Annotated in this window: 20 protein-coding genes; 9 read left to right on the top strand and 11 right to left on the bottom strand. The window is 40.7% G+C overall.

The genetic code is table 11. The annotated features are described in order from the left end of the window. Nucleotide 1: 1 nt before the first annotated feature. Both LEP1GSC202_RS02380 and nirK read right to left on the bottom strand, forming a co-directional pair. The gene (locus LEP1GSC202_RS02380; RefSeq protein ID WP_015676044.1) at nucleotides 2-787 is read right to left on the bottom strand and encodes a formylglycine-generating enzyme family protein; all 786 of its coding nucleotides are present in this window, start codon (nucleotides 785-787) and stop codon (nucleotides 2-4) included. 92 nt (nucleotides 788-879) lie between these two features. Continuing rightward, the gene (gene nirK / locus LEP1GSC202_RS02375) at nucleotides 880-2,274 is read right to left on the bottom strand and encodes a copper-containing nitrite reductase (protein ID WP_015676088.1); all 1,395 of its coding nucleotides are present in this window, start codon (nucleotides 2,272-2,274) and stop codon (nucleotides 880-882) included. A 200-nt stretch (nucleotides 2,275-2,474) separates the two neighbouring features. Between nirK and LEP1GSC202_RS02370 the strand changes: the two genes are divergently transcribed. Next, nucleotides 2,475-4,235, top strand: a complete 1,761-nt coding sequence (locus LEP1GSC202_RS02370) for a GAF domain-containing SpoIIE family protein phosphatase (RefSeq protein WP_015676064.1) — start codon at nucleotides 2,475-2,477, stop codon at nucleotides 4,233-4,235. A gap of 157 nt (nucleotides 4,236-4,392) precedes the next feature. Here the strand turns inward: LEP1GSC202_RS02370 and LEP1GSC202_RS02365 are convergent, their stop codons facing one another. Then, the gene (locus LEP1GSC202_RS02365; RefSeq protein WP_015676074.1) at nucleotides 4,393-5,031 is read right to left on the bottom strand and encodes a hypothetical protein; all 639 of its coding nucleotides are present in this window, start codon (nucleotides 5,029-5,031) and stop codon (nucleotides 4,393-4,395) included. Between the two features lie 131 nt (nucleotides 5,032-5,162). Beyond that, the gene (locus LEP1GSC202_RS02360) at nucleotides 5,163-5,696 is read right to left on the bottom strand and encodes a gamma carbonic anhydrase family protein (protein ID WP_015676050.1); all 534 of its coding nucleotides are present in this window, start codon (nucleotides 5,694-5,696) and stop codon (nucleotides 5,163-5,165) included. A 157-nt stretch (nucleotides 5,697-5,853) separates the two neighbouring features. Between LEP1GSC202_RS02360 and odhB the strand changes: the two genes are divergently transcribed. The 4 genes from odhB (at nucleotide 5,854) to LEP1GSC202_RS02340 (ending at nucleotide 12,243) form a co-directional block, all read left to right on the top strand. Then, entirely contained in the window at nucleotides 5,854-7,083 is a 1,230-nt protein-coding gene (gene odhB, locus LEP1GSC202_RS02355; protein ID WP_015676037.1) for a 2-oxoglutarate dehydrogenase complex dihydrolipoyllysine-residue succinyltransferase, read from the top strand. An 8-nt stretch (nucleotides 7,084-7,091) separates the two neighbouring features. After that, nucleotides 7,092-8,498, top strand: coding sequence for a dihydrolipoyl dehydrogenase (gene lpdA, locus LEP1GSC202_RS02350; RefSeq protein ID WP_015676055.1), 1,407 nt, complete (start codon nucleotides 7,092-7,094; stop codon nucleotides 8,496-8,498). A gap of 34 nt (nucleotides 8,499-8,532) precedes the next feature. After that, on the top strand, nucleotides 8,533-11,301 hold the full coding sequence (locus LEP1GSC202_RS02345; RefSeq protein ID WP_015676069.1) for a 2-oxoglutarate dehydrogenase E1 component: 2,769 nt from the start codon (nucleotides 8,533-8,535) through the stop codon (nucleotides 11,299-11,301). Between the two features lie 108 nt (nucleotides 11,302-11,409). Continuing rightward, entirely contained in the window at nucleotides 11,410-12,243 is an 834-nt protein-coding gene (locus LEP1GSC202_RS02340; RefSeq protein ID WP_015676062.1) for a hypothetical protein, read from the top strand. Between the two features lie 9 nt (nucleotides 12,244-12,252). Here LEP1GSC202_RS02340 and LEP1GSC202_RS02335 read toward each other — a convergent pair whose 3' ends face one another. The 7 genes from LEP1GSC202_RS02335 to LEP1GSC202_RS02305 all read right to left on the bottom strand — a co-directional run bounded on the left by LEP1GSC202_RS02335 (nucleotide 12,253) and on the right by LEP1GSC202_RS02305 (nucleotide 18,004). After that, a complete protein-coding gene (locus tag LEP1GSC202_RS02335) occupies nucleotides 12,253-13,020 on the bottom strand; it encodes a hypothetical protein (protein WP_015676057.1) in 768 nt (255 codons plus the stop codon). Further along, nucleotides 13,020-14,141, bottom strand: a complete 1,122-nt coding sequence (locus tag LEP1GSC202_RS02330; RefSeq protein WP_015676052.1) for a DegT/DnrJ/EryC1/StrS aminotransferase family protein — start codon at nucleotides 14,139-14,141, stop codon at nucleotides 13,020-13,022. The genes LEP1GSC202_RS02335 and LEP1GSC202_RS02330 overlap by 1 nt, the downstream gene beginning before the upstream one ends. Before the next feature lie 15 nt (nucleotides 14,142-14,156). Beyond that, nucleotides 14,157-14,579 (bottom strand): hypothetical protein, encoded by a 423-nt coding sequence (locus LEP1GSC202_RS02325; protein WP_015676066.1) that lies wholly within the window; start codon nucleotides 14,577-14,579, stop codon nucleotides 14,157-14,159. Beyond that, nucleotides 14,576-15,520, bottom strand: a complete 945-nt coding sequence (locus tag LEP1GSC202_RS02320) for a PdxA family dehydrogenase (protein ID WP_015676071.1) — start codon at nucleotides 15,518-15,520, stop codon at nucleotides 14,576-14,578. The genes LEP1GSC202_RS02325 and LEP1GSC202_RS02320 overlap by 4 nt, the downstream gene beginning before the upstream one ends. After that, the gene (locus LEP1GSC202_RS02315) at nucleotides 15,521-15,961 is read right to left on the bottom strand and encodes a bactofilin family protein (RefSeq protein WP_015676060.1); all 441 of its coding nucleotides are present in this window, start codon (nucleotides 15,959-15,961) and stop codon (nucleotides 15,521-15,523) included. A gap of 68 nt (nucleotides 15,962-16,029) precedes the next feature. Next, nucleotides 16,030-16,803 (bottom strand): hypothetical protein, encoded by a 774-nt coding sequence (locus LEP1GSC202_RS02310; RefSeq protein WP_015676038.1) that lies wholly within the window; start codon nucleotides 16,801-16,803, stop codon nucleotides 16,030-16,032. Nucleotide 16,804: 1 nt separating this feature from the next. Beyond that, the gene (locus tag LEP1GSC202_RS02305) at nucleotides 16,805-18,004 is read right to left on the bottom strand and encodes an LBF_1011 family protein (protein WP_015676053.1); all 1,200 of its coding nucleotides are present in this window, start codon (nucleotides 18,002-18,004) and stop codon (nucleotides 16,805-16,807) included. A 48-nt stretch (nucleotides 18,005-18,052) separates the two neighbouring features. Between LEP1GSC202_RS02305 and LEP1GSC202_RS02300 the strand changes: the two genes are divergently transcribed. The 4 genes from LEP1GSC202_RS02300 (at nucleotide 18,053) to LEP1GSC202_RS02285 (ending at nucleotide 24,482) form a co-directional block, all read left to right on the top strand. After that, nucleotides 18,053-20,320, top strand: a complete 2,268-nt coding sequence (locus tag LEP1GSC202_RS02300) for a lytic transglycosylase domain-containing protein (RefSeq protein WP_015676077.1) — start codon at nucleotides 18,053-18,055, stop codon at nucleotides 20,318-20,320. A gap of 68 nt (nucleotides 20,321-20,388) precedes the next feature. Then, entirely contained in the window at nucleotides 20,389-21,678 is a 1,290-nt protein-coding gene (locus LEP1GSC202_RS02295; RefSeq protein WP_015676072.1) for a citrate synthase, read from the top strand. A gap of 45 nt (nucleotides 21,679-21,723) precedes the next feature. Further along, entirely contained in the window at nucleotides 21,724-23,649 is a 1,926-nt protein-coding gene (locus tag LEP1GSC202_RS02290) for a SpoIIE family protein phosphatase (RefSeq protein WP_015676065.1), read from the top strand. Then, nucleotides 23,646-24,482, top strand: coding sequence for a class I SAM-dependent methyltransferase (locus tag LEP1GSC202_RS02285; protein ID WP_015676063.1), 837 nt, complete (start codon nucleotides 23,646-23,648; stop codon nucleotides 24,480-24,482). Before LEP1GSC202_RS02290 ends, LEP1GSC202_RS02285 begins: the two co-directional genes overlap by 4 nt. Nucleotides 24,483-24,496: the final 14 nt, after the last annotated feature.

Genomic DNA, 24,496 nt, shown 5'->3' with positions numbered 1-24,496 from the left:
ATCATAAAGTACCTTCCTTACTATTTTGGTCAGCCACACATCGAAATCCTAAATACTTCGCAGTGTACCAACCTTTTAAACCTGCACGGTAACCATAACGCATATAAGATGCATAATTGGAAAAATCATTCGCTTTGAGAGAACCACCTCCACAAAAAAGACTACTTTCAATATCAGAATCTTGCCTAGAATCACCGGTGACAGATGAGTTGTTAAAATCATACACCCATTCCCAAATGATTCCATGTTGGTCATACACACCTAACTTATTTTTGTAATTTCCAACCTTTGGCAAAACTTCTGGTCTTCGTTCCCCATACCATTTTAAGATCACGGCTTCGATCTCTTTTTTGTTTTTTCCTTGGGGTGGAATACTTGCTACATACTCCCACTCAGCCTCTGTAGGCAATCGTTTTCCCTTAGATTCACAATATGCCTTTGCAGCAAACCAAGAAACATAGGTAACAGGCGATAATCGATCTTTTTCTTTTGGTTTCCCATCCTTCCATTCGGAAAGGTAACCTGCATCTACAAACAAAGAGGATGGTTTTCCTTTTTTCCAATCGGGTTGTTTTAAAGTGAATTCATAAAATTCTCCCTTTGTGACAGGGTAAACATCCATATAAAAACCATATACCTTGATCTCACTATTGATCTTCAATGAATCGTCTTTTAAAAATGGTTTCCATTTCCCCGAAGGGATTCTCACCATTTCCGAAGACAAAGTGAACGAAGTCAAAAAAAAGAGAACCAAAGCATAGTTCCAGGATGGGGAAAATCGAATCATATTCGTCACCTAATGACCTTTCTTTGGATTCACAAACAAAACCAAAAACAAACTCTCGAATACCTTTAGTTTCTCGAATGGAGAAATGTACATTACTTCACTTCTTGTTCTGTCACCATGATCCCTTTGTTTCCCCATTGGTTGTATACATAACTGAGCACACTTGCGATCTCTTCGTTAGAGAGTTCTAAATGTGGCATCACGTTATTGTATTTTTGGCCATTCACGGTGATCGGACCACTCAAACCTTTTTTCAGCACTTGGATGGCGCGATTTTTATCTGCATTTAGATAATCTGATTTGGCAAGTGGTGGGAATACACCTTGCACACCTTGCCCTTCTTTCATATGGCAAGCAGAACAAACGGATTGGTAAACGCGAGCTCCATTCGCCAAAATTTCTTCCTTCGATTTGGTTGTTGCCTTTGGTTTGACTTCTGTGACCATACGTTGGATGGCTGGACCTTCTGGTAAATACACAGTATCTTCTTGTTTTCCAGAATAGACGTTTGGATTTTGTTCCCCTTCTACTTTTAACATACCAAGCGAACCTTTGTTAAATGTGCGAAAGATAGAGTGGTCTACTAAGATTAAAGTTCCTGGGACATCAACGGTGAAATCAACAATGGCGGAACCACCGGCTGGGATGAGAGTGGTTTGTACATTTTTTTGATTGGCTAATACTCCACCTTCGGTGTACACAGAATCAAATATTTCACCAATCACATGGAAACTGGAAACCAAATTGGGACCACCATTCCCAACATACAATCTCACTTTTTCTCCCACTTTTGCAGTGATGGCGCGTTCTTCTACCAAGGAACCAACAGAACCATTAAACACTACATAATCAGGAATTTCTGTGATCGCCTTTTCCATGCTAAATGGCTGAAGGCCAGGTTCCCCATTTTTTCCTTTGGTATAAAACTCACTTTGGACCACATAGTATTCCTTATCCACTTGGGGAAGGTCGTCTTTTGGTTGCACATAAATGAGTCCATACATCCCGTTGGCGATGTGCATTCCCACTGGAGACGTGGCGCAGTGGTAGATATAAAGTCCGGGATTGAGTGCCTTAAAGGAAAATTTGGAAGCATGACCTGGGATTGTGAGGGAAGCTGCGGCCCCTCCACCTTGCCCTGTGACTGCGTGCAAATCAATGTTATGTGGCATTTTGCTTGTGGGGTGGTTTTTTAAGTGGAACTCAACATTGTCCCCTTCCCTCACTCGGATCATAGGTCCAGGCACCGAGCCTCCGAATGTCCAAAACGTATACTCCACTCCATCGGCAAGCCTTCCCACAACCTCCACTGTTTCCATATTCACAATCACCTTCGCTTCGCTAGTTCGATCGATATGAGGAGGGACTTGAGGTGCGTAAGTGAGTTTTGCTTCTTCTACAGATTCTTTTCCGCAATTGGCAAAAGTGACAAGTAGGAATGAAAGGAAAAGAAAGAGTACAAATTGTTTTGTTTTGATTGGATTCATATTGTTTACCATTTCCTAGAATCAAATATTACCACAGAATATGAATGCATCCATTGATGTAAGTCAATGGATTTGTATTTCTTGGATCAAAAAACACGGTGAAGGTGAAATACTTCCTTTTCCCTAAGTTGCCCAGAAAAAGTCCAAAAATTCTAAATCGACGAAAGTGAATCGATTGGAAAGATTGGTATGTTGCCTGTATGACTGATCCCCAAACTAGCCTGAGTAAATTTCGAAGTTTACTGCACATTTCATCCATTCTCAATGCAAACTTGGATTTGCACCAATTGCTCCCACTCATCATGTTGTATTCTAAAGACTTATTAGAAGCGGAGGCAAGTTCCCTCTTCCTTTTGGAAAACGATGAATTTTTATATTGTGAAGTGGCTTTGGGGGAAAAAGGGGAAATCATCCAGGAGTATGCAAGGTTGGAATTTGGGGAAGGCATCGTTGGGATGGTCGCCAAAGAAAAAAAGCCAATTGCCTTGGAAGACGCTTACAAAGACCCAAGGTTCAATCCCAGTATGGACAAACGGACTGGATTCAAAACAAAATCCCTAATTTGTGTACCACTTTTTGTGGAAGAAAGGTTAATCGGAACACTCGAAGTCATCAACAAAACAAATGATCGCATATTTAATGATGCTGATTTAGAATATTTGGTTTCTCTTTCTGAAGTCGCTGCCACTGCCATCCAAAATGCAAATACCAAAGATAGTTTGGACAAACGAATCTTAGAATTGTCTTTGCTCTATGAATTTGAAAAACTTTCCGTTTCCGAAAAAAGTTTAAACGAACTGGGAAAGTGGATGTTAAACAGAGTTTTGGAGTATTTGGGAGCATCCTCTGGAACCATTTACCTTGCCAACAACACCAAACAAGAATTAAGTATTTTAGCCGCCAAAGGAATCCCTGAAGATGCATACGACCAAATCAAAGTTCCTTATGGAACAGGGGTATCCGGATGGGTGGCAGAAAAAAAAGAGAGTTTACTCATCCATAACTTGGATATGGATCCAAGGTACAATAAACTTTCACCTTACCGTTTTGAATCGAAATCGTTAATCTCAGCTCCCCTTATCTACCAAAACGAACTTTTGGGTGTGATTAGCATCAATAACAAAATCTCAGGATATGCGTTTCAACATTCTGATTTGGACTTACTTACGAACATTGCGGCAAGACTGAGTAATACGATCAAAAATGCACAACTTTTCCATCAAATTGTTGATACAGGAAAAGAGTTGAGTCGTGCAAAAAACATCATGCAAAAAATAATGCCATCTAACTTACCTAAGTCGAGTGGACTTTCCTATGGTGTTTCGCATATCCCACTCGAACAAGTGGGTGGTGATTTTTACGATGTATCCGAACTCGAGGATTCCAAATTTTCCATTTTGATTGCGGATATATCTGGACACGGACTTTCGGCTGCCGTACTTGCAGCGATGTCCCATATGGTTCTCAAAAATTTTGAACCCGATATCAAACTAAGTCCTTCTCTATTTTTAACCACACTCAATCATATGTTGTATGGAAAACTCGCCGGAAATTTCCTCACTGCCTTTTATGGGATCATTGATCTAAAGGAGAATACAATCCTTTGTGCCAATGCAGGACACCATGCTCCTTTCCTCATACAAAAATCAACTTCCTCCATCGCGCAACTGGATGTGAAAGGGAAAATATTAGGCCTTATTCCTGATTTATTTTACGAGGAAAAAACCTTTTCATTTGGACCTGGGAACAGACTTGTTTTGTATACGGACGGAATCACAGAACATATGTCAAAAGACCATAACAAACGTTATGACGAGGACCTTTTCCAAAAAGCCATTTTGAAATCAATTGTGATGGATGCACAAAATTCGGCAAACGATCTCATTAAATCTGCAAAGGATTATGTCGGTTCCAATGAATTTGCAGACGATGTCACTGTTTTGTTAGTGGATCGGATCTAATCGAGATAAACTCTTTATTTTTATCACGGCAGAGCATCGTCTCATCACCTATCTCAGACTTACCTAAATTACTGCATTGGAAAACAAAAAGGAAAAGAATTAGGAATTTTGCATATTTCCCGAACTAACGAAAGACAATGTAATAAAAACTTCCTCATCATTCAAAGGATTCGTTCCCTTTGTTTCGTAATGTTTCCAATAACTTCGGATTTTCTAAACATTCTTTTGCCAATTCGGCTTCGAATGCTTCCACGAGAAGGCGTAACGATACATTCGAAGTATCAAAGTTAGCCCCCCCATCCACTGAATCCGAAAAAATTGGTAATACCAAATAAAAGGGAATCGTAAACCATGAAACAATCCGTCGTCCTTGGATGGGGAATGTGTAATCGCGTATGATTTTTTTGTCTTCTCTGTCCATCAGAGTAAACGTTACATTTGACTGCGTTTCGACAAAAGATGGAAAGATACCCAAAGTGATTAAAAATAATAGTCCAGAAATGCCTGCATCTTGAGTTCCCGTTTTTGTGGAGTAGGTTAAATTGAGTTTGGAAGAACGACTGAGTTTGAAGAGTTTCGATTTTGCCAGCTCAAATTCTAATGCAGGTGAATTGTACAAATTCGCCTTTGGTGATTCTTCCACTCGGATGAGATGGAACCGAATTTTTTCCCCCGCGAGTTTTTCTAAGTTGGAGCTTTCCGTGTTCGACTCGTTAGCCAATGCAAAGTAATGGAAATTACAAGATAGAGAGAAGAGAAGGGCAAAAGTAAAAACCAATCGAAGGCAAACATTCATAGGTTAGGTTAGACTGCCAAAACGGAAAAACTTCGGCAAGCGGATTTAATCATTTCCCCGCGCAAGGGGGAGAAGCGGAAATCCTTTTGCAACGAGCAAAAGATTGGAGCGGATCACCCGGTCCCTTTCTGTTAAGAAAGGGATGTGCCCCCTATCCCTTCACTCCGATAGTTTTCTTTGTACTTCACATAATTGTTAGCGGTGCGGGTGATGATCTCTCGGTCTTTGTCAGTGATGTCTCGGATGATTTTCGCGGGGCTACCCATAATGAGCACTCCAGGTGGGATTTTTTTCCCAGGAGGGACAAGGCTACCTGCACCCACAAACGACCATTCGCCAATTTCCACATCGTCCATGATCATTGCCCCCATCCCCACAAAACTATGGTCCCGCAAAACACATCCGTGGATGGTCGCATGGTGGCCAATGGATACATAATCCCCGATCGTGACAGGATACAAATCTCTTGCCACATGTACGAGAGTCATGTCTTGGATGTTCACATGTTTGCCAATCGTGATGGTATTTACGTCCCCTCGTAACACACATTGGAACCAAATGGAAGAATCTTCGCCAATCGTAACCTTTCCCAGTACATCTGCGGATGGTGCCACCCAGGAGCTTGGGTGAAGGGATGGTGTGTGGCCTTGGAAAGATCGGATCATACTGCTACAGAAAGTCGGCCAAACTGAAACTCAAGGTCTTTTCGTTTTTTCCGCTTGCGTTTTTACCTTCAGCTAAGTTACCGTAGTCTTAGATTCAAATGGGATCTCACTCCTCAAAAACGCTATTTTTCTCTAAAAACCTGCTAAGGAATATTTCATGGCAATAGAAATCAAAGTCCCCGAGATGGGGGAATCCGTAACCGAAGCGACCATCAGTGCTTGGACCAAAAAAGAAGGCGATGCCGTAAAAGTAGACGAAGTGCTCGCGATTTTAGAAACAGACAAAGTTTCGTTAGAAATCCCTGCTCCAACTTCCGGGGTTTTAAAATCCATCTCCAAAAAAGTGGGAGATGTGGTCCATGTGAGAGACATCATTGGTGCCATTGAAGAAGGTGCTGTGGCTTCAGCTCCTGCTGGTTCTAGTAACCCAACTCCAAAAGCGGAAGCTCCTGCTGCACAACCTAACACAGGAAAAGTGAATGAGGAACTCCCTCCTGCTGCTCGTAAACTCATCGAAGAAAATAAATTAGATGCCTCAAAGATCACAGGCACTGGTCGTAACGGCCAAATCACAAAAGAAGATGTGATTCTATATATGGAAAAAGGTGGTGGAGCTTCCAAACCTGCGGCATCAGCTACACCAAGCCCTGAGATTCCAAAAGCGGTTGTGGTATCGGCAAACTCGGGTCCTAGAGAAACTGTTGTGCCGATGACAAAACTCCGCCAAACGATCGCTAATCGATTGGTAAATGCACAACATACGGCAGCCATTCTCACTACGTTTAACGAAGTGGATATGTCTCCCATTATGGATCTTCGTAATAAATACAAAGACAAGTTCAAAGAAACCCATGGTGTGGGACTTGGCTTCATGTCACTGTTTACAAAAGCAGCAGTGGCAGCACTCAAGGCTTTCCCTGCCATCAATGCAGAAATTCGTGGAACAGACATTGTCTACAAAAACTACTACGATATCGGAGTGGCAGTGGGTGGTCCCAAAGGACTCGTGGTTCCTGTTGTTCGTAATGCAGATCTACTCAGTTTCGCTGGAGTGGAACAAGAAATCGCAAGGCTTGCTGGTAAAGTGAAAGATGGAAAAATTTCACTCGAAGATATGGAAGGGGGAACCTTTTCCATTTCCAATGGTGGTGTGTATGGATCGATGATGTCGACACCGATCCTGAACCCTCCTCAATCGGGAATCCTTGGGATGCATAACATCGTCAAACGTGCCGTCGTTGTGAATGACCAAATTGTAATCCGTCCTATGATGTACCTCGCGTTATCCTATGACCACAGAATTGTGGATGGAAAGGAAGCAGTGCAGTTCCTTGTGAAGATCAAAGAAATGGTAGAGGACCCAACTAGACTCCTCTTTGAGGTATAGGCACGAATATGGAACAATATGATATCATTGTCATTGGTGCCGGTCCTGGTGGGTATGTGGCTGCGGTTCGCGCGGCCCAACTTGGTAAAAAAGTAGCCATCATCGAAAAACGAAAAACACTTGGTGGGACTTGTCTCAACGTAGGTTGTATCCCTTCCAAAGCCCTATTGGATTCTTCTGAGGAATTTCATAAAACAAAACACAAGTTAGCAGACCATGGAATTTCCGTAAAAGATGTTAAAATTGATATCGCTAAGATGATGGCAAGAAAAGACAAAGTGGTGAGTGAAGTGACATCGGGTGTTGACTACTTGATGAAAAAAAACAAAATCACTCGATACTTGGGTCATGCTAGTTTTGTATCGAAAACAGAAGTGTCGATTACGGCAGACGATGGAAAAAAAGAATCCATTAGCGGAACAAACATCATCATTGCCACAGGATCCACTCCGATTGAAATCCCTCCTCTTCCTGTAGATGGAAAAAACATTGTGACTTCTGACCATGCCATTGGGTTTGATTCGGTTCCTGAACACCTAATCATTGTAGGTGCAGGAGTCATTGGTCTTGAACTTGGATCCGTATGGTTACGACTCGGTGCCAAAGTCACTGTAGTGGAACTTATGCCACGCCTTTTCGGAACGGCTGACCAAGCAATGGCAAGCCTTGCCGAAAGATTATTAACTGGGCAAGGGATTAACTTCCTCTTTGAAACCAAAGTACATGGTGCAAAGGTAAAAGGAAAAAAAGTTGAAGTCGAAATCGAAGGCAAAGACGGCAAAAAAACAATTCTCGAAGGAGACAAGGTCCTTGTTTCCATTGGTCGACGTCCCAACACAGATGGACTTGGTGCCAAAGAGATTGGAATTGAGATGACAGACCGTGGTCGTGTCAAAGTAGAACCAAACAAATTCCAAACAAACATTCCAAATATTTATGCCATTGGGGACGTAGTGGATGGACCGATGCTCGCTCACAAAGCCGAAGACGAAGGCATTGCTGTGGCCGAACTCATTTGTGGCAAGTATGGCCATGTGAATTACAAAGCCATTCCTTGGATTGTGTACACATGGCCAGAAGTGGCTTGGGTCGGACAAGGTGAAGAAGAACTGAAGGCAAAAGGGATTGAATACAAAGTAGGTAAATACATGTTCAAACCGAATGCACGTGCCAAAGCAATGAACGAAACCGATGGACAAGTAAAAGTCCTCGCTGACAAAAAAACGGACAAACTGCTTGGCGTCTATATCGTTGGGCCAAGGGCCTCCGATATGATCGCAGAAGCTGCCATCGCATTTGAATTCGGTGCGAGCGCTGAAGACATTGCTCGTTCGACACATGCGCACCCCACTCTTTCCGAAGTCCTTAGGGAAGCGGCAATGGATGCGGATGCAAAATGGTCCATCCATTCATAATGGAACTGTTGTTTTGTTGTTTTAGGGAGAATATATGACAACCGATCAGATGATGAGTTTATACGGCGATAACGTTGTATTATTGGAAGAGTATTACAAACAATTTAAGGAAGATCCTTCTTCCTTATCCAAAGATTGGATCGATTTTTTTCATGATTTGGAGCGATCTTCTGTATCGAACAATGGTTCGAACGGAGGTGGTTTTAATGGAAATGGGTATGTGAACTACACATCCACCGAACATCGTAAAGACTCTTCTCTCAGTGATTTTGGTATCATCAACCTTCTCAATGCTTACAGAAGGCAAGGCCACCTTGCAGCAAACCTAGATCCATTAGGAATCAACAAACCCAACCGCGAATTCATCGATTTAAAAATCAAAGCCCTAAAAGAATCCGACCTAGACACTGAAGTGGATTCAGGGATTGCCAATCTCGGAAAAACAAAACTAAAAAACGTCATCGATTGGTTTGAAAAAACCTATTGTGGATCAATTGGTTGCGAACACTACTACCTTGTCAATGATGAGGAACGTGAGTGGTTACAAAACCGAATGGAACCTCTTGCCAATAACGAACCAATCAGTAAAAAGACCGCCTTACGGTTGTTTGAAAAACTATACCAAGCCGATAGTTTTGAAAACTTTCTCGCTAAAAAATTCGTAGGGAAAAAACGATTTTCACTCGAAGGTGGGGAAACCATGATCCCCATGCTTGATACCCTTGTGGAAGAAGCGGGTGGTCATAAAATGGACGCCCTTGTCATTGGGATGGCCCATAGGGGACGACTTAACGTTCTTGTGAACATCATCCGTAAACCAGCAGGACTTATCTTTGCCGAATTTGAAGAAAAACTAAACCCTGGACAACTTGGTTATGCGGACGTCAAGTACCACCTAGGTTATTCCAATAATGTGATGACCCATTATGGTAAAGAAGTGAAACTCTCTTTAGCATTCAACCCATCACATTTAGAAGCAGTAGACCCAGTGATCTTTGGATCGGTTCGTGCACGCCAAGAAATGGCAAAAGATGTAGATCGTTCTAAATACATGCCTGTTGCCATCCATGGAGATGCAGCGTTTGCAGGGCAGGGTGTTGTGGCCGAGACCTTTAATATGATGAACTTAGAAGGGTATACAGTTGGTGGAACCTTCCATATCGTCATCAATAACCAAATCGGATTTACCACCCTTCCAAGTGAATCCAGATCTACTTTGTACGCAACTGACCTTGCAAAGGGTTTCCAAGTTCCGATTTTCCATGTGAATGGTGATGACCCAGAAGCGGCATACCGAGTCACAAAACTTGCGTTAGAATACCGTCAAAAATTTAAAAAAGATGTGATCATCGATTTGATTTGTTACAGAAGGTTGGGTCATAACGAAACGGACGAACCTTCGTTCACACAACCTCAAATGTATGATATCATCAAAAAACATCCGAAAACGATATCTCTTTATGAACAAAGATTATTACAACGAGGGGACATTACTCCTGACGAAATCCAATTCATCAAAGATGGAATCGCACAAGGATTAGAAGACTCATTCCAACAAGCAAAAGAAAAAGACACTCGGATCACAGTGGACACTCTTGGTGGTGTTTGGTCAAGGTATACAAAAGAACCTCTTGATTCCGATGTCCACACTCAACTCCTCCAACAACAATTGGGTGGAATCGTGAAAGCAGTAACTTCATTGCCAAGTGGTTTTACAGCGAATCCAAAACACATCAAAGTTTTGGAAGACCGTAAAAAAATGGGTGCTGGCGAACTTCCGATTGACTGGGGATTTGCAGAAGCGCTCTCTTTTGGGTCCATTTTGGAAAATGGATTTCCGATTCGTCTTGGTGGGCAGGATGCACAAAGGGGAACGTTCTCACACAGACATGCCACTCTTTCTGATATTGTAAATGGGAAAAAACTCACCCTACTCAACCATATCAGTGACAAACAAGCAAAGATCGAAATCGTTAACTCATCCCTTTCGGAATACTCTTGCCTTGGCTTTGAATATGGATTTTCCCTAGCAGATCCAAGTAGCCTTGTGATGTGGGAAGCTCAATTTGGTGACTTTGCTAACAACGCACAGGTGATCTTCGACCAGTTCATTTCCAGTTCGGAAATCAAATGGCAAAGGATGTCGGGACTTGTTTGTTTATTACCACATGGATACGAAGGGCAAGGTCCAGAACATTCTTCCGCAAGGCTCGAACGGTTCCTCCAACTATGTGCTCTCGATAATATCCAAGTGGCAAACCTAACCACTCCGGCGCAGTACTTCCATATCCTCCGCCGTCAAATCTTACAAAGTTTTAGAAAACCTCTCATCATCATGACACCGAAGTCACTGCTTCGTTTGAAAGATGCTGCATCTAGTTTGGAAGACATCACAACCGGTGCTTTTAAAAAGATCCTACCGGACCCTGTGGCAAAACCAGAAAAAGTAGAAAAATTACTCTTTTGTTCTGGAAAGGTTTACTATGACTTACGTAAGGCGATCGATTCCCAAAAATTGGAAAACATTGCTGTCGTTCGTATCGAACAACTTTACCCTTTCCCAGAAAACCATATCAAACAAATGATCACAAGTTACGGAAAACTGAAAAAATTTGTTTGGGTTCAGGAAGAACCAAAAAACCAAGGAGCTTGGTTCTTTGTTCGAGATCGTATCGAAGCACTGATTCCAGAAAACAAACGTTTGCATTATGCAGGTCGTTCTGAATTCCCGAGCCCTGCTTGTGGTCACGTTGTCACTCACTTAAAAGAACAAGAAGATTTAGTGAAAGATGCTTTAGCCTAAAAAACAAGTACATCGCTACATTCGAATGTTAGAAATAGGCCTTGGGGTTTCCTCAAAGGCCTTTTTTTTGCATTTGACATCCATTAAGCAGTCGTTACACTTTCTTCAATGAGAATTGAATTCAATCATTTTAATCGTTTTGTCACAATCATTTGTTTGGCGATCTGCATTCCCTATACCAATGTCCGTGCTCAGGTGCAAAAACCAGAACCATCCTATGGATTTTACAAAGGTGTGTTTTATTTTTCAATGATTGGAGGGGAAACATCCTATACGGGAGGATCTCTCATCCAAAGGGAAAAGGATTACCAAAATGGACTTCGTAGCCAAGCCAATTTAGGAATTTTGCCCGTTCGTATGGTTGGTACCGTTCCTTTTCCCCAAAGTTTTCCACTCCCCACAGACAAAATCCAATCCGGAAATACAAGAAGGGTATCCATGGAATACGGTTTAACGGACAATCTTGGATTTTTTATCTCCTACAATACCATCGCCATCGAGTCACAAGGCACAAACCAACTTGCAGTAATCGATCGAAGTCAACCAAACGGTTACACAACTTATATCGAAGCGATTCCGTTAAGTGCTACTCTGTATAAAGACCGAAGTTATGGACTCGGCCTCAATTATCATTTTTTATCCAAAAATCGATTTGATCCCTATGTAGGACTTGAAGTGAGTGTTTTAAATTTTGATACAAAATATAGATCAGGCCAGTTGAACAATTTGTACTACCCTACCTACACCCATCCAGGGACAGGTTATGGAGGGAGAGTGGCATTCGGAACCAATTATTTCATCACACCTGAATTTGGAATCGCCATTGAAATTTATGGATCGAGAAAAATCCTTAAATCCAATGCATTTGAATCCGAATCCATCAACCATGCAGGTTTTCAATTTGGATTTATTTTTAACTTCGAATCGATGGGAAGACTTTAAACAGTTTGTTTAGTTAGGTTCTTGTGTAACAAAAGCCTCCAGAGAACCACTGAGTGTTCCTTTTGCGGAAACTACATCATAATCAAAGAGGTGCAGTTTGATCGGTGGTTCTGGAAGTTTTTTCTTTTGGTTTTTCATTAGTATTTCAGGATTTTTTCCCAAAATCAAAGTTAGGTGGTTTTTAGAGGAATTGTATAATACTTTACGAAAATGAAAACCAGTTGGTAAAACAGAATCCAATTGGTTGGTATCTGGGTCAAAAAGGAAAACAAATTTATGATCCTTGTAATTGAGAACTCCGTCCAAATTACTATCTTCAGTCACTGCAAAAATCAAAAGTTTTTTCTCAATTTGTAATACATCTTCTTTTGGATCATCTATGGTATTTGATACCGATTTTTTAGAAAACTCCCCTACAAAAAAATCCCAAATGTAAACATCATGAGTGAAGAGTTTTTGCACTTTACCATCTTTTAAACTGATAGAATATAAATTACGGGCATGGGATAAAATCCCATCAGGACCAAACCCACCGGATTCTGTGACAAGTCCATGTGGGTAGATAAAGTATTGTTTCCAATAAATTTTTCCATTCCCATCTTCTAAATCCAAACTGTCTGTTGGTTCGGGTGAGTTGTCTTTTTCTTTTGACTCCGGTGTTTCCACAGTCACTTCATACCCACCATCATAGAGGCGCCAACTTTTAGACAAACTAAAAGTTAACACCGCAAGGATGAGTAAAAAGAATAAAAAGACTCCTACCCGAATTTTTTCCATTACTTACTAGCGTTATACGCTCTTATTGCACTCAAAACTTCGTCCATTTCAGAACTTGTCATGTAAGCAAAAAGTGGGAAATTGAGTACTGATTTAGAAATCCTACGAGCATTTCCGTCTTTTCCAAATCGTTCGATGAGGTAAGGTTTTGCTCCAGGTTGGTCAGACATAGCACCTGGGTAAATATTGCCAAAACCAATCCCTTTTTCTTTTAAAACTGCTTCTATTTTCGGACGGATTTCGGGATCCACAAGTGTTACATTACAGTATCCATTTTCGTCATACCCTTTTGGAGGTTGGATCACACCAATCCCAAGTCCAGGTAATTCCTTATAATAGATGTTTTGTGATGCCTTACGAGATTCGATTCTCTTTTGTAAGTGTTTTAAGGAAAGATTGAGAAATGCAGCCTGTAAAGAATCAAGTCTTGAATTCCATCCCACAAGTCCATGTTCGTAATGAGATGTCCTTCCGTGGTTCACAAGGCGGCGAGTGACAATAGACAACTCTTCATCGTTTGTAAAGACTGCGCCACCATCACCAGCGGCACCTAACACCTTCGCTGGGTAAAAGGAAGTTGTTGAGATCAGTGCATCTTTGTATAAAGAGTTTCCATTGTGTTTGACACCGAAACACTGAGCACCGTCTTCAATGAGGGCTACATTTTTTTCCTTACAAAACTTTCGAAGTTCTTCAATTTTGGATGTCCCCCATCCATACAAATGGACGACGAGTGCTGCCTTAGGTTTTACTTTTTCCACAGCTTCCTGGAATACCTGGAAATCCATTTGTAAATCCACGGGGTTTGTATCCACAGTGTATGGATCCCCACCCACATTCACAACGGCTTCGAAGGTTGCCCAGAACGTTGAATCAGGTAATAACACTTTATCACCACGACCCACACCCACAGCACGTAATGCAAGTTGTAAGGCATCAGTTCCGTTGGCACAACCAATGGCATACTTGGTTTCAGCCCAAGTGGCAAGGTTTGTTTCTAAATCGGTAACTTCATTTCCGCCAATGAACTGTGCGTTTTCTGACATGGACTTTACTTTTTCATTCCAGGTGTCCAAAAATCCTGGTTCAAATCGTTTGATATCTATAAATGGAACTGCCATTGTTCGCCCTTTCTTTTACTTATTTGCAAATACTTGATGAAGCCATTCATTGAACTCTTTTGAATAGAGAGTCCAAAGAAAAAATAATGCCCAATACAAAACCGTCCCATATGCTAAGCTTGGAATCAAGGTTTTACTTAAATTGTTTGAAGCAGAATAATAAATTCGAATGAGGACAAGGGGCCATAAAAAAAACAAAAACACATAAATGGAGTTTCCCATGGCCGAAATCCACTGCAAAACTTCTGCTTTTGGATTTTCCTTCCACCTGCTGACACCTAACCAAAAATCTGGGAAAAATTGAACGAGATAAAAACAAAACACCAAAAAGAAAAAGAACTTCCAATGTGGTTCTAAATCTTTACGGAAAAAAGTGAGAAGGAGTCCCACAAACCAAATGAATAAAACGGGAAAAGCAAGGGTTTCCAAAAGAGTCATACAGGCTTTGTTTTTGTCTCCACAAGTCGTTCTAAACAGGCAATGAGTCCCGAAGGATCCGCACATCTTTTTCCGGCGATTCCAAAAGCAGTTCCATGGTCTGGGGACACACGAGTGAAATCCAGTCCTAAGGTTATATTCACGCCCTTCTTTCCTTCAAGCAATTTAAATGGGATCAGGCCTTGGTCATGGTAACAGGCCAAATACAAATCGTACGGTTTGGCACCCGGTAAAAAAGCAGAATCAGCAGAAAGGGGACCTTCCACGGAAAATTTTGCCTTCCGTAGGAGTGAGACCCCTTTTTTTAAAATGGTAATTTCTTCAGTTCCCATCTTTCCCCCTTCTCCTGCATGGGGGTTTAGTCCTAGATAACCTATGGTGGGATCGTTAAGATACGGGGATGTTTGGATGGCACGGCTAAGCTCTTTCCAATCAAATTTTTTTAGTTCTTTCACAACATCTTTTAAGGGAACATGAGTCGTTAAGGGAATCACATTCAATGTTTCACCAGCCATCATCATAAAGGTAGGTCGTTTGTATGCGTCTGCCAAAGTTTCCGTATGACCTCGAAACCCCTTTACTCCCGCTTTTTGCACCCACTCCTTTGAGAGCGGCAGGGTGATGAGGTCACCACCAAATTCCTTTTGGAAGCCAATGGCAGAAAGCAGTGAGTCGTATGCCATTTTCCCAGAGGAAGTAGAGGGTTTGCCAAGCACAAAGGATTTGGATTTTCCTGTTCCTTTCCAAGTGAGGGAATAAAAACCAGGACCATCCGTTGGTTTTGTCAGGTTTGGAAGGGAAGGAAGTGTTTGGTTGTGCGACCCTCGGACGAGGTAAATGCGGTGGTGTTTTCCTAAGGTTTGTAAGAGAGGGAAGGCAGATGCCAAAAGTTCATAATTGATACTCGTTGGATCGCCTTCCGAAATGAAGATGGTTTTCAATTATTCTTTGGCGTTTGGCTGTTTCCCAAAAATCTTTTCGACGCTAAGAGAATCCTTGGAATATTCTAATTCGATCAGGTCTTTTGCGCTGTGTTTGAGGTCATTGGAAATCATACAACGACCCTCTAAAATCACTCCATTTTGGATGATGAGTTCGGGAGTTTTGATGTCCCCAAGGATTTTGGAGGTGGGAAGGAACATCACACGGTTTCTAGCCGTTACGTTCCCAACAATGATCCCTTCCACGATGACACTCGCCGCTGTGATATTGGTTTTGACCTTTCCCGTGACACCGATGTAGAGGTGTTCGGCTTGGAGGGATTTTCCCTCGAATTTACCGTCAATTTTAAGAGATCCATTAATGAAGAATTTTCCGTTGAAGTAAGAATTCTCACCAATAGTTGAATTGGTAACTTCGGTCTGATTTTTGACTAATGCCATGCGTTTGCGAGTCCGTGTATGTGATTTTTCACAGTGTCTTCGTTCCCCCTAGGAATGAAAAGGTTTTTTTACCCTCGAAACGACGGGAGGCGTATCAAATCACATGCTTCTTCGGCAAATTCCTCAAATTCACGAAGTCCTTCCATAATGGATCGTCCTTCTAAAACAGTTGCCTTTTCAAACCTTGGATTGAATTTGATTGGCTCTTCCATGTTCATGATGACGTTGTTTCCTTCTTTGATGTCTTTGTTTACGGCTACAAGGAAGTCTCGGAACTTACCTAAGGTCTCAAAGGACTCTGCAATAAAGATACGAGATTGTTTGTTTTTCATACGAGAGAGCTGTTCACGAAACTCTTGTTTGTCTGCGGCCGCATACTCTTCCACGGTTTCTACAAGGATTTTCATATTACGACGTAAGTTCTCCATATACTTCAGAACCGAGTCTCGTTCCGTAGCATGAGAATAATCAAATTTGATATGAGCATCCCCTAGGATGGGGATATATTCCAAATCCATAATATTGATAAGAGTTCCAATTTGGTTGATCTCACTATCATTTGAATTGGGTGAAATTTTCATCACAGGGTATTGAGAAATGATTTTATGTTTGAGGCTTTCAGGATTTTCTTCCCTGGTTTTGGCATTTCGCATGGTTTGTTCCAAATTGTCTGGAATTCCATCGGGAGATACTTCTTGCATCCTACGTCTGTAACGTTCGATATCAAACGCAACACGTTCTTTTTGGAGATCGTTTTTTGCATTTCGTTCAATTTTCTCCAAATTCCTTAACATTTTCTGCAATTTGGAGAGTTCCATAATTTGTTCTTGCGAAAGTGGCATCTTATTCCCAACCCTCAGGTAAAGTAATTGATTGATTTCCGCTTTCTAACGAACGTTTGATGGCTGAACTTGTTTTTGTATCACCTTTACTTTGCAAAACTCTCCAATATAAATTGAGAGCGAGGGGTAAATGTTTGAGTCTTCCCGATTTTTGGTAAAATTTCAAAAAAAGATCATATTCTTTTTTTACGAATTGGATGCATGCGAGTTGCAGAGAAAGTAAATATGAATAGGGTTTCAAAACCAACTCCACATTTAATTCCCTTTCAAAACTTTCCCCTTCATTCCGAAACCGTACAATAGTATCAATACATGGATTCATAGTATGAGTGAGTTCATAACCAAACTCACTTCCATTCATCCAATCCCCTCTTAACTCTGATTCTAAATCGGATTGGTATTTAGAAAATGTTGTTTCTGGTAAGTAACGTTTTGCAAATCGTAAGGCATAAAAAGGTGGGATTTTACCAAAGGATACGAATTGGAATTTTTCTTTTCCCCAAGTTTCCCATTCATCATAAAATCCGATCAGAAATTTCCAAATGCGAAAGGAATCTGGAGCTTGTAACAATCCAAGTTCGATCGCATGAAACAAAACTCCCATCAGTTGCCAATGAGAGTCACTCATTGCTGCCTCCACTAAGGTTGGAAAATGAATTTTCTCAAAATTCCCTTTGGCATACTCAACTAACATGTGTAATATAGAATTCTCAAATGGAATTTCCGAAAATTCCCACCCAAGTAGATATAAAAACCGGCGGTTGTCATCCGATTGGCCAAAAAACTCTTTGGTGGTGAGGACCCATTTTCGAAATTCTGAAATATTTCCCACATACAAGAGTCCAAAACCAATGAGCTCCCAATCCTCCCGTTCCATTTCCTCAAATTCACGATTTTGGCAGAGTTTCCAAATCTTTTCCAAACTTTCTTTGGGAAAACTTGTGGGAGCTTGCAAAACGGGGTCGTGGAACCGAAAGTTGGCATCATTTTCCCCGAGAACCGAACAAAGGCTGAACCCCCCAGAGAAATCGGTCGATAGGTAAAAAAGGTAGTTTGCAAAACGAGACTGATTGCCTGAAAAAAAGGCACGAAGCTCTGGCCATAACTCAGGAAGAGAAACATTTGTTTGGGTTTCTTCCGTAGGGTGGAATTCGATTCGGTATTCGGGCCAGCGCAGTTTGTATTCTGTTTGTAAGCTCATAAGGAGGGGAACCTTCCCTCTCTAAATTCGTAATCATAGGAAGTATGCATGAGGCATTTTTGGTTAGCAAGTAGAATTCTTCTCTTTTTCACTACATCCCTACTTGCTGAGACAGACCTTCATTATTTAGTTAAATCCCACCAATGGGGACAAATTGAATCTCATTTCAAAAACACAACACCATCTCGAGAAAGTGAAGTGTATTCACTCATCGAATTCCACGAAAAATCACCTAACGGAGACAAGGAGAAGCGATTTCGGTATTTATTATCCCTCATTCGCGGTGTTTTTGTGACAGAAGCAAATGAAGATGAAGTAAAAAAAATCCTCACTCAAACCATGCCCTTCCAAACCACTTTGTTTAAATTGAGTTATTGGAAGTTGTACAATGAAATCACATCCAAAAACTACCTCACTCCGACAGAACGAATTCAATTTTTAAATCGATTGAATTTGGAAGAGGACCCCATTTGCAGACGAGTGTTAGATGAACAAATCAGATTACTGGCAGCAAATAATCAATGGAAAGAAATCATTGAAAAAATCCAATCCATCCCTGACTCTCACAAAAGGTATCTCTTAACAGGCGATAGTTTGTATCGTTATGGAAAAGCGAAACTAGTCCTTGGCGATGAAAAAGGTGCGATCGATGAATGGCTCGGTTGTTTACAAAAAGATGGTCTATTGGACCAAACGATACAAATGATCGCTTCCGATTGGAGTAAATACAAAGGGAGTGGGAGTATTTTACAATTAAATCCTTCTGAAATCACATTATTCCTGCCTGCCATCAATTCGAATGATAAAGAAGCACTCTTTCGTTCGAGACCTGAGTTATTTTCCAGTCGGTTGAATTATTACGAAGGGTTCAAACACCTAACATCTTCTTTAACGAAGGTTGGAAAATTGAATGAACTCTTTCGGGTATTACGTGCAAACAAAAGTTTTGTGGACATGGATTCCTCATGGATTGTGACACTTGCTGATGTTTTGTACCAACAAAACAAATTCCAACAGGCCATTGAGCTTTTAAAAACCTTTCCAGGAAAAGATGCTGGGTATTACCGCGTACTTGCTGCTTCCTACGATAGATTAGGTGAAAAGGAATTGTACTTTGAAAATTTAATATTATACCTCGGCAAATACCCATTTAATTTATTTTACCAAGACCGATTGATTGAATATTTGGTCGAACGAAAGGGAGACAAATCTCATTATGCCCCACTTGCCAAATTTGAGAGAGCCCTTGCCGAGATCCCAAACCTTCCCGTCAAAGGAAGGCTTGTGTATTGGTTCTTACGTTCTTTAAAAGAAAATGGAGATAACGAAAGGCTCAAAAAAGAACTCAAACGGTATTATGCACTTTGCCCTGGTTCCTATTACACCCGTGTGATCCGAGAAGAATTTCTATCTACCATCAAAGAATCCAATAAACCAGAAAATCCAACATATAACAAAGAATACCTATTTGAATATTTATCATATACCGCAGGAATCCCAGAAGAATCAGGTGCCCTCATCGGACGGAATTTAGGTTTTGTCTACCCAAAAGATTCATATGAACTAGGAAACAAATTGGGCGGAATGAGTTCAAGGATCCAGGGCCACAAACTCTTAAACCTGGCCAAAGAATATTTTCGTGTAGGAGAAGATAGTTTAGGACTCCACCTTGTGAACTTCCATGTGAAACGAGAAAATTTATCAGAAGATGAAAAAGATGAAATCCTGGTTGGGATCGGGGATTTAACACGTAACACATATTATTCGGCATTCCACACACGTTCCCTTCTCAAACGGTATCTCATCCCCGATGATCCCATCTTACTCCCTACTTCTCTCTCTGTTCGGATGTATCCAAGGCCCCATCAAAATCTTGTCTCACGGTATGCAAACGAAAACGGAATCCCAGAGGACAGTGTGTATGCACTGATGCGCCAAGAATCCTTTTTTAAAGAGACTGCCACTTCAAGGTCAAACGCACGTGGGCTCATGCAAATCATGCCTGCAACAGGACGAGAGCTGGCGCAAAGGATGGGAATCCTTTCATATTCACTGTATGAACCAGATACTTCCATCCGGCTTGGAACAAAATTTTTAGCCTACCTTCTCAAGTCGAACGGGAACGAGTTGAAATGGGCATCGATTGCTTACAACGGAGGACCTGGCAATTTACGGAAATGGAAAAAATCCGTTTACTCTGGCGATTTTAACCATTTTTTGGAGGACCTTCCTTACAAAGAATCAAGGGACTATTGTCGCATTGTCGTATCGAACTTCTACGCATACGATATCATGAAAAAATACCACAAGTTGTAAAAAATGGCTTTTCCCCACCCTTTCCCCTGTCTATTCTTTGAAATAGACAGAGATATACAGGAGAAGATATGTCCGAAAAGGCAATTCTGAAAGTGGATGGAAAAGAGTTCGAACTTCCAATTGTTGTGGGAAGTGAAGACGAAAAGGCAATTGATATTACAAAACTCCGCCAATTGTCAGGTTATGTTACGATTGATTCCGGTTATTTAAATACAGGTGCATGTACAAGTGAAATCACCTTTCTCGATGGTGAAAAAGGAATCCTACGTTACCGTGGAATTCCCATCGAAGATTTAGCAGCAAAGTCAACATTCACTGAAGTTGCTTATTTACTCATATATGGAAAACTTCCAAGTGCAGCAGAGCTAACGCAATGGAATAGTTCTATCACCAAACACACGATGATCCATGAAGATCTCAAACGTCTTTTCAATGGATTCCCAAAAGATGGTCACCCTATGGCGATCATGTCATGTATGATGGGATGTTTGTCCACTTACTACCAAGACAGTTATGATCCGATGAATGAGGAACATAGAGAAATTTCGATCATTCGACTTTTGGCAAAATTTCCAACCATTGCAGCGTATGCTTATAAAAAATCAATTGGCCAACCCATCATCCATCCTTTAAACGAATTGGATTATGCATCTAACTTTATGAATATGATGTTTGCGGTTCCAGCTGAAGACTATCATATCGATCCAGAAATTGTTTCGGCACTCAATTTACTCCTCATCTTACATGCTGACCATGAACAAAACTGTTCAACGTCAACTGTGCGTTTGGTGGGTTCATCACTTGCCAATTTATATGGAGCAATTTCTGCAGGGATTCTTGCTCTATGGGGGCCTCGCCATGGTGGTGCCAACCAAGAAGTTTTAGAAATGCTCGAAGGGATCAAAAAAAGTGGTCTTTCTGTTAAAAAGATCGTAGAACAAGCCAAAGACAAAAACTCAAGTTTCCGTCTCAATGGATTTGGCCACCGTGTGTACAAAAACTTTGACCCACGTGCCAAAATCATCAAAGTTGCTTGTGACAAAGTATTAAACAAATTGGGCATCAAAGACCCTCTTCTTGATATTGCAAAAGAATTGGAAGAAGCAGCACTCAATGATCCATACTTTGTGGAAAGAAAACTCTATCCAAACGTAGACTTCTATTCTGGAATCATCTACCGAGCTCTTGGAATCCCTACAAACATGTTTACTGTTATGTTTGCTATGGGAAGACTTCCAGGTTGGATTGCACAATGGAAAGAAATGATTGAAGACCCAAATTTGAAAATTGGTCGACCAAGACAAATTTACACAGGTCCAAAAGAAATTTCTTACGAAACTGCAAAAAAACAAGCGTAAGACGAAACATCAGGGCAAGGGTTTTTCCCTTGTCCGAGCCAACCCTTGAAACCAAGTCCCTTCCAAATCCCATTCTTTTTACTTCTCTGGTTTACCATTTGTTTCCCTATTTTTTCAGAAAGTAGAGAAGACATTGGAGAACGATTTGTTGCCACAAAACAGTTTTCCTATTGGATTGATCGAAAGTCCGAAGTACCAGTGGAATCAGTATTAAACCATGGGAATTTTCAAAAATTAAATGATGAATTTGCAAATTTTGGATTTTTAAAAGGAACATTGTGGTTACGCCTTGATCCAAATGACTTTCCGGACTCGAGTAAATTTCCTTTATTATTAATACAAGCGCATAACATTGATTTTGTTGAGTTGTATCATAAATTTGATGGTGAATCATATATCATCTCAAAATCGGGTCACATCCAACCCATGTTCCAAAGAGAAATTCCTCATAGAAATTTTGTATTCCGATTGGGGCACCAAAAAGAAACCATTCTCATTGCCATCAAATCAGATATTTCCTTACAATTTTCATTGGTCTTCACAAACCAACGGAATCTGCAAAGAGAAGATTATGTGACCCAATGGGTTTACGGATTGTTTTTTGGAAGTTTGGGAATCATCATCTTATACAATCTTGCCATTGCCTTCTTCGTGAGGGACAAAAGTTATTTTTATTACATTGGTTATGTATTATTTTTTGGCCTGGGTCAATTGTCCTTACTTGGATTCTGGGGTTATTTTTTTGTTCCCAATTCTTATTATTGGAAACGTGTGGGGATTCCTGTTTTTTTTAGTATCTGTTTATTTTTCTTTGTTTTGTTCACGGCCAACTTTTTAAAAATCAAAGTTTGTTTGCCAAGAACTACCAGGTTTTACCAACTCTTAGGTGCTTTTTCATTATTCAATGTATGCATTGCTCTCTTTGGAGGGATATCAGAATCTTCGATTGGAGTTAGTTGGTTATCCGTTTCCATTTGTATTACTTTATTTGGAATTTTGATTTGGGGATTAAAAAAACGGATTCGATCTTTTTATTATATTTCCATCGCATTTTTTCTCCTACTTCTAACCTGCGTTATCTATGGACTATTAAAATTTGGAATTTTACCAAGTAATTCCTTTTTGGAAGAGATGTTATTTCCTATCGCTTCTTTAGCGGACATTACTTTATTTGCATTTGCTTTGGCTGATCGAATCCAACTCCTTCGCCAAGAAAAAGATTTAGCGCTTGCGCAAGTCACAAGCCTTCGGAGAGAACGAAAGATTTCGCGTGACATTCTCATGCAATCTCTTCCCAAAACAAGTCCAGATGTCAAAAACCTCCAAATCCAAATTTACATCCAACCTATGAAAGATGTTGGAGGGGATTTTTATGAATACCATTCCCCAAATCCCTTTGAATTAGGAATTGTCTTATGTGATGTTTCTGGGCATGGAATTCCTGCCTCACTGATTTCAGCAATGGGTAAAGTTGCATTCACGACACAAAAAGACTCCATTTCTTCTCCCAAACAAGTGTTAGAGGGAATGAACCGAGTTTTATATGGAAACTGTTCACCACAGTATGTAACTGCATCTTATTTATATCTCAATACTTCTACCAAAGTTTGGAGGTTTGGGCGTGCAGGCCACCCAAGTGCTTTTTTACAAAGAGCAACTGGTGAAATCATTAAAGTCCATCCGAAAGGAAAAATCATCGGTGTATTCCCTGAAATCCAAATTGATGAAACCACATACCCTGTTTTACCAAAAGATCGCATCCTCCTTTTGAGTGATGGGGTATTGGAATGTTTTGACCGCAAAGGGAATATGTTTGGAGATACAGGGCTAATTGAATTTCTAAAAACCAATCGGGAACTACCCAACCATTTATTCAAAGGCAAACTCATCCAAGAACTCGAGTCATTTTCAAATCGAGAAATAAAAGACTGGGAGGACGACCTAACCTTTATTTTTCTGGAATTGGTATGACAAAAAGTTACGAATTATTGGATTCTGGTGACCTATCCAAATTAGAAATCGTTGGCGGATACAAACTCCAACGTTCCTCCCCTACTTCCGCTTATGGAAAAGAAACTCCTGGGATTTGGAACGATTTACATGCCATGTACATCAAAAATGATTCTGGATCTGGGCATTGGAACTTCCAAAAAAAAGTTCCAGAAAGTTTTAGCATCGAATTTTCGAACCTTACATTTAAAATCAAACTCACACCCTTTGGCCATATTGGTCTTTTTCCTGAACAAGAAACAAACTGGAATCGAATCAGAGAGATCGGTAAAAAAAAATCCGGCCTTGAAGTATTGAATTTATTTGCCTATTCAGGTGGCTCTACTCTCGCATGCCTCGATGCAGGGATGAGTGTATGCCATGTAGATGCCTCCAAAGGCATGGTTGACTGGGCACGAGAGAACGCAAAACTTTCAGGCCTTGAAACAAAACCTGTTCGTTGGATTGTCGATGATGTCATGAAATTCATCCGCCGTGAGATCAAACGAGGGAAAAAATACCAAGGCCTTATCCTTGACCCACCTAGTTTTGGTCGTGGTTCAAAAGGAGAAGTTTGGAAAATTGAAGAGAACTTATCAGAACTAATGGATGCTTTGATGGAATTGTCTGATAACAAACCTGAGTTTGTCATCCTCAGTTGCCATAGCCAAGGTTTTAGTCCTCTCACCTTGGAAAGAATCTTATCCTCTCGCATCAAAACAAAAGGGATTTACGAAACAACAGAACTATACATCCCAGAAACATCTGGAAAAAAATACCCTGCAGGTTTTTGTACCTTTTTCAAAAAATCGTAAGAGAACTTTCCTCA

The sequence above is a fragment of the Leptospira yanagawae serovar Saopaulo str. Sao Paulo = ATCC 700523 genome, assembly GCF_000332475.2.
In the GTDB taxonomy this organism is placed as follows: Bacteria; Spirochaetota; Leptospiria; order Leptospirales; family Leptospiraceae; genus Leptospira_A; species Leptospira_A yanagawae.
The sequence above is the reverse complement of the archived record's forward strand: the minus strand, read 5'-3'. Positions and strand labels throughout refer to the sequence as shown.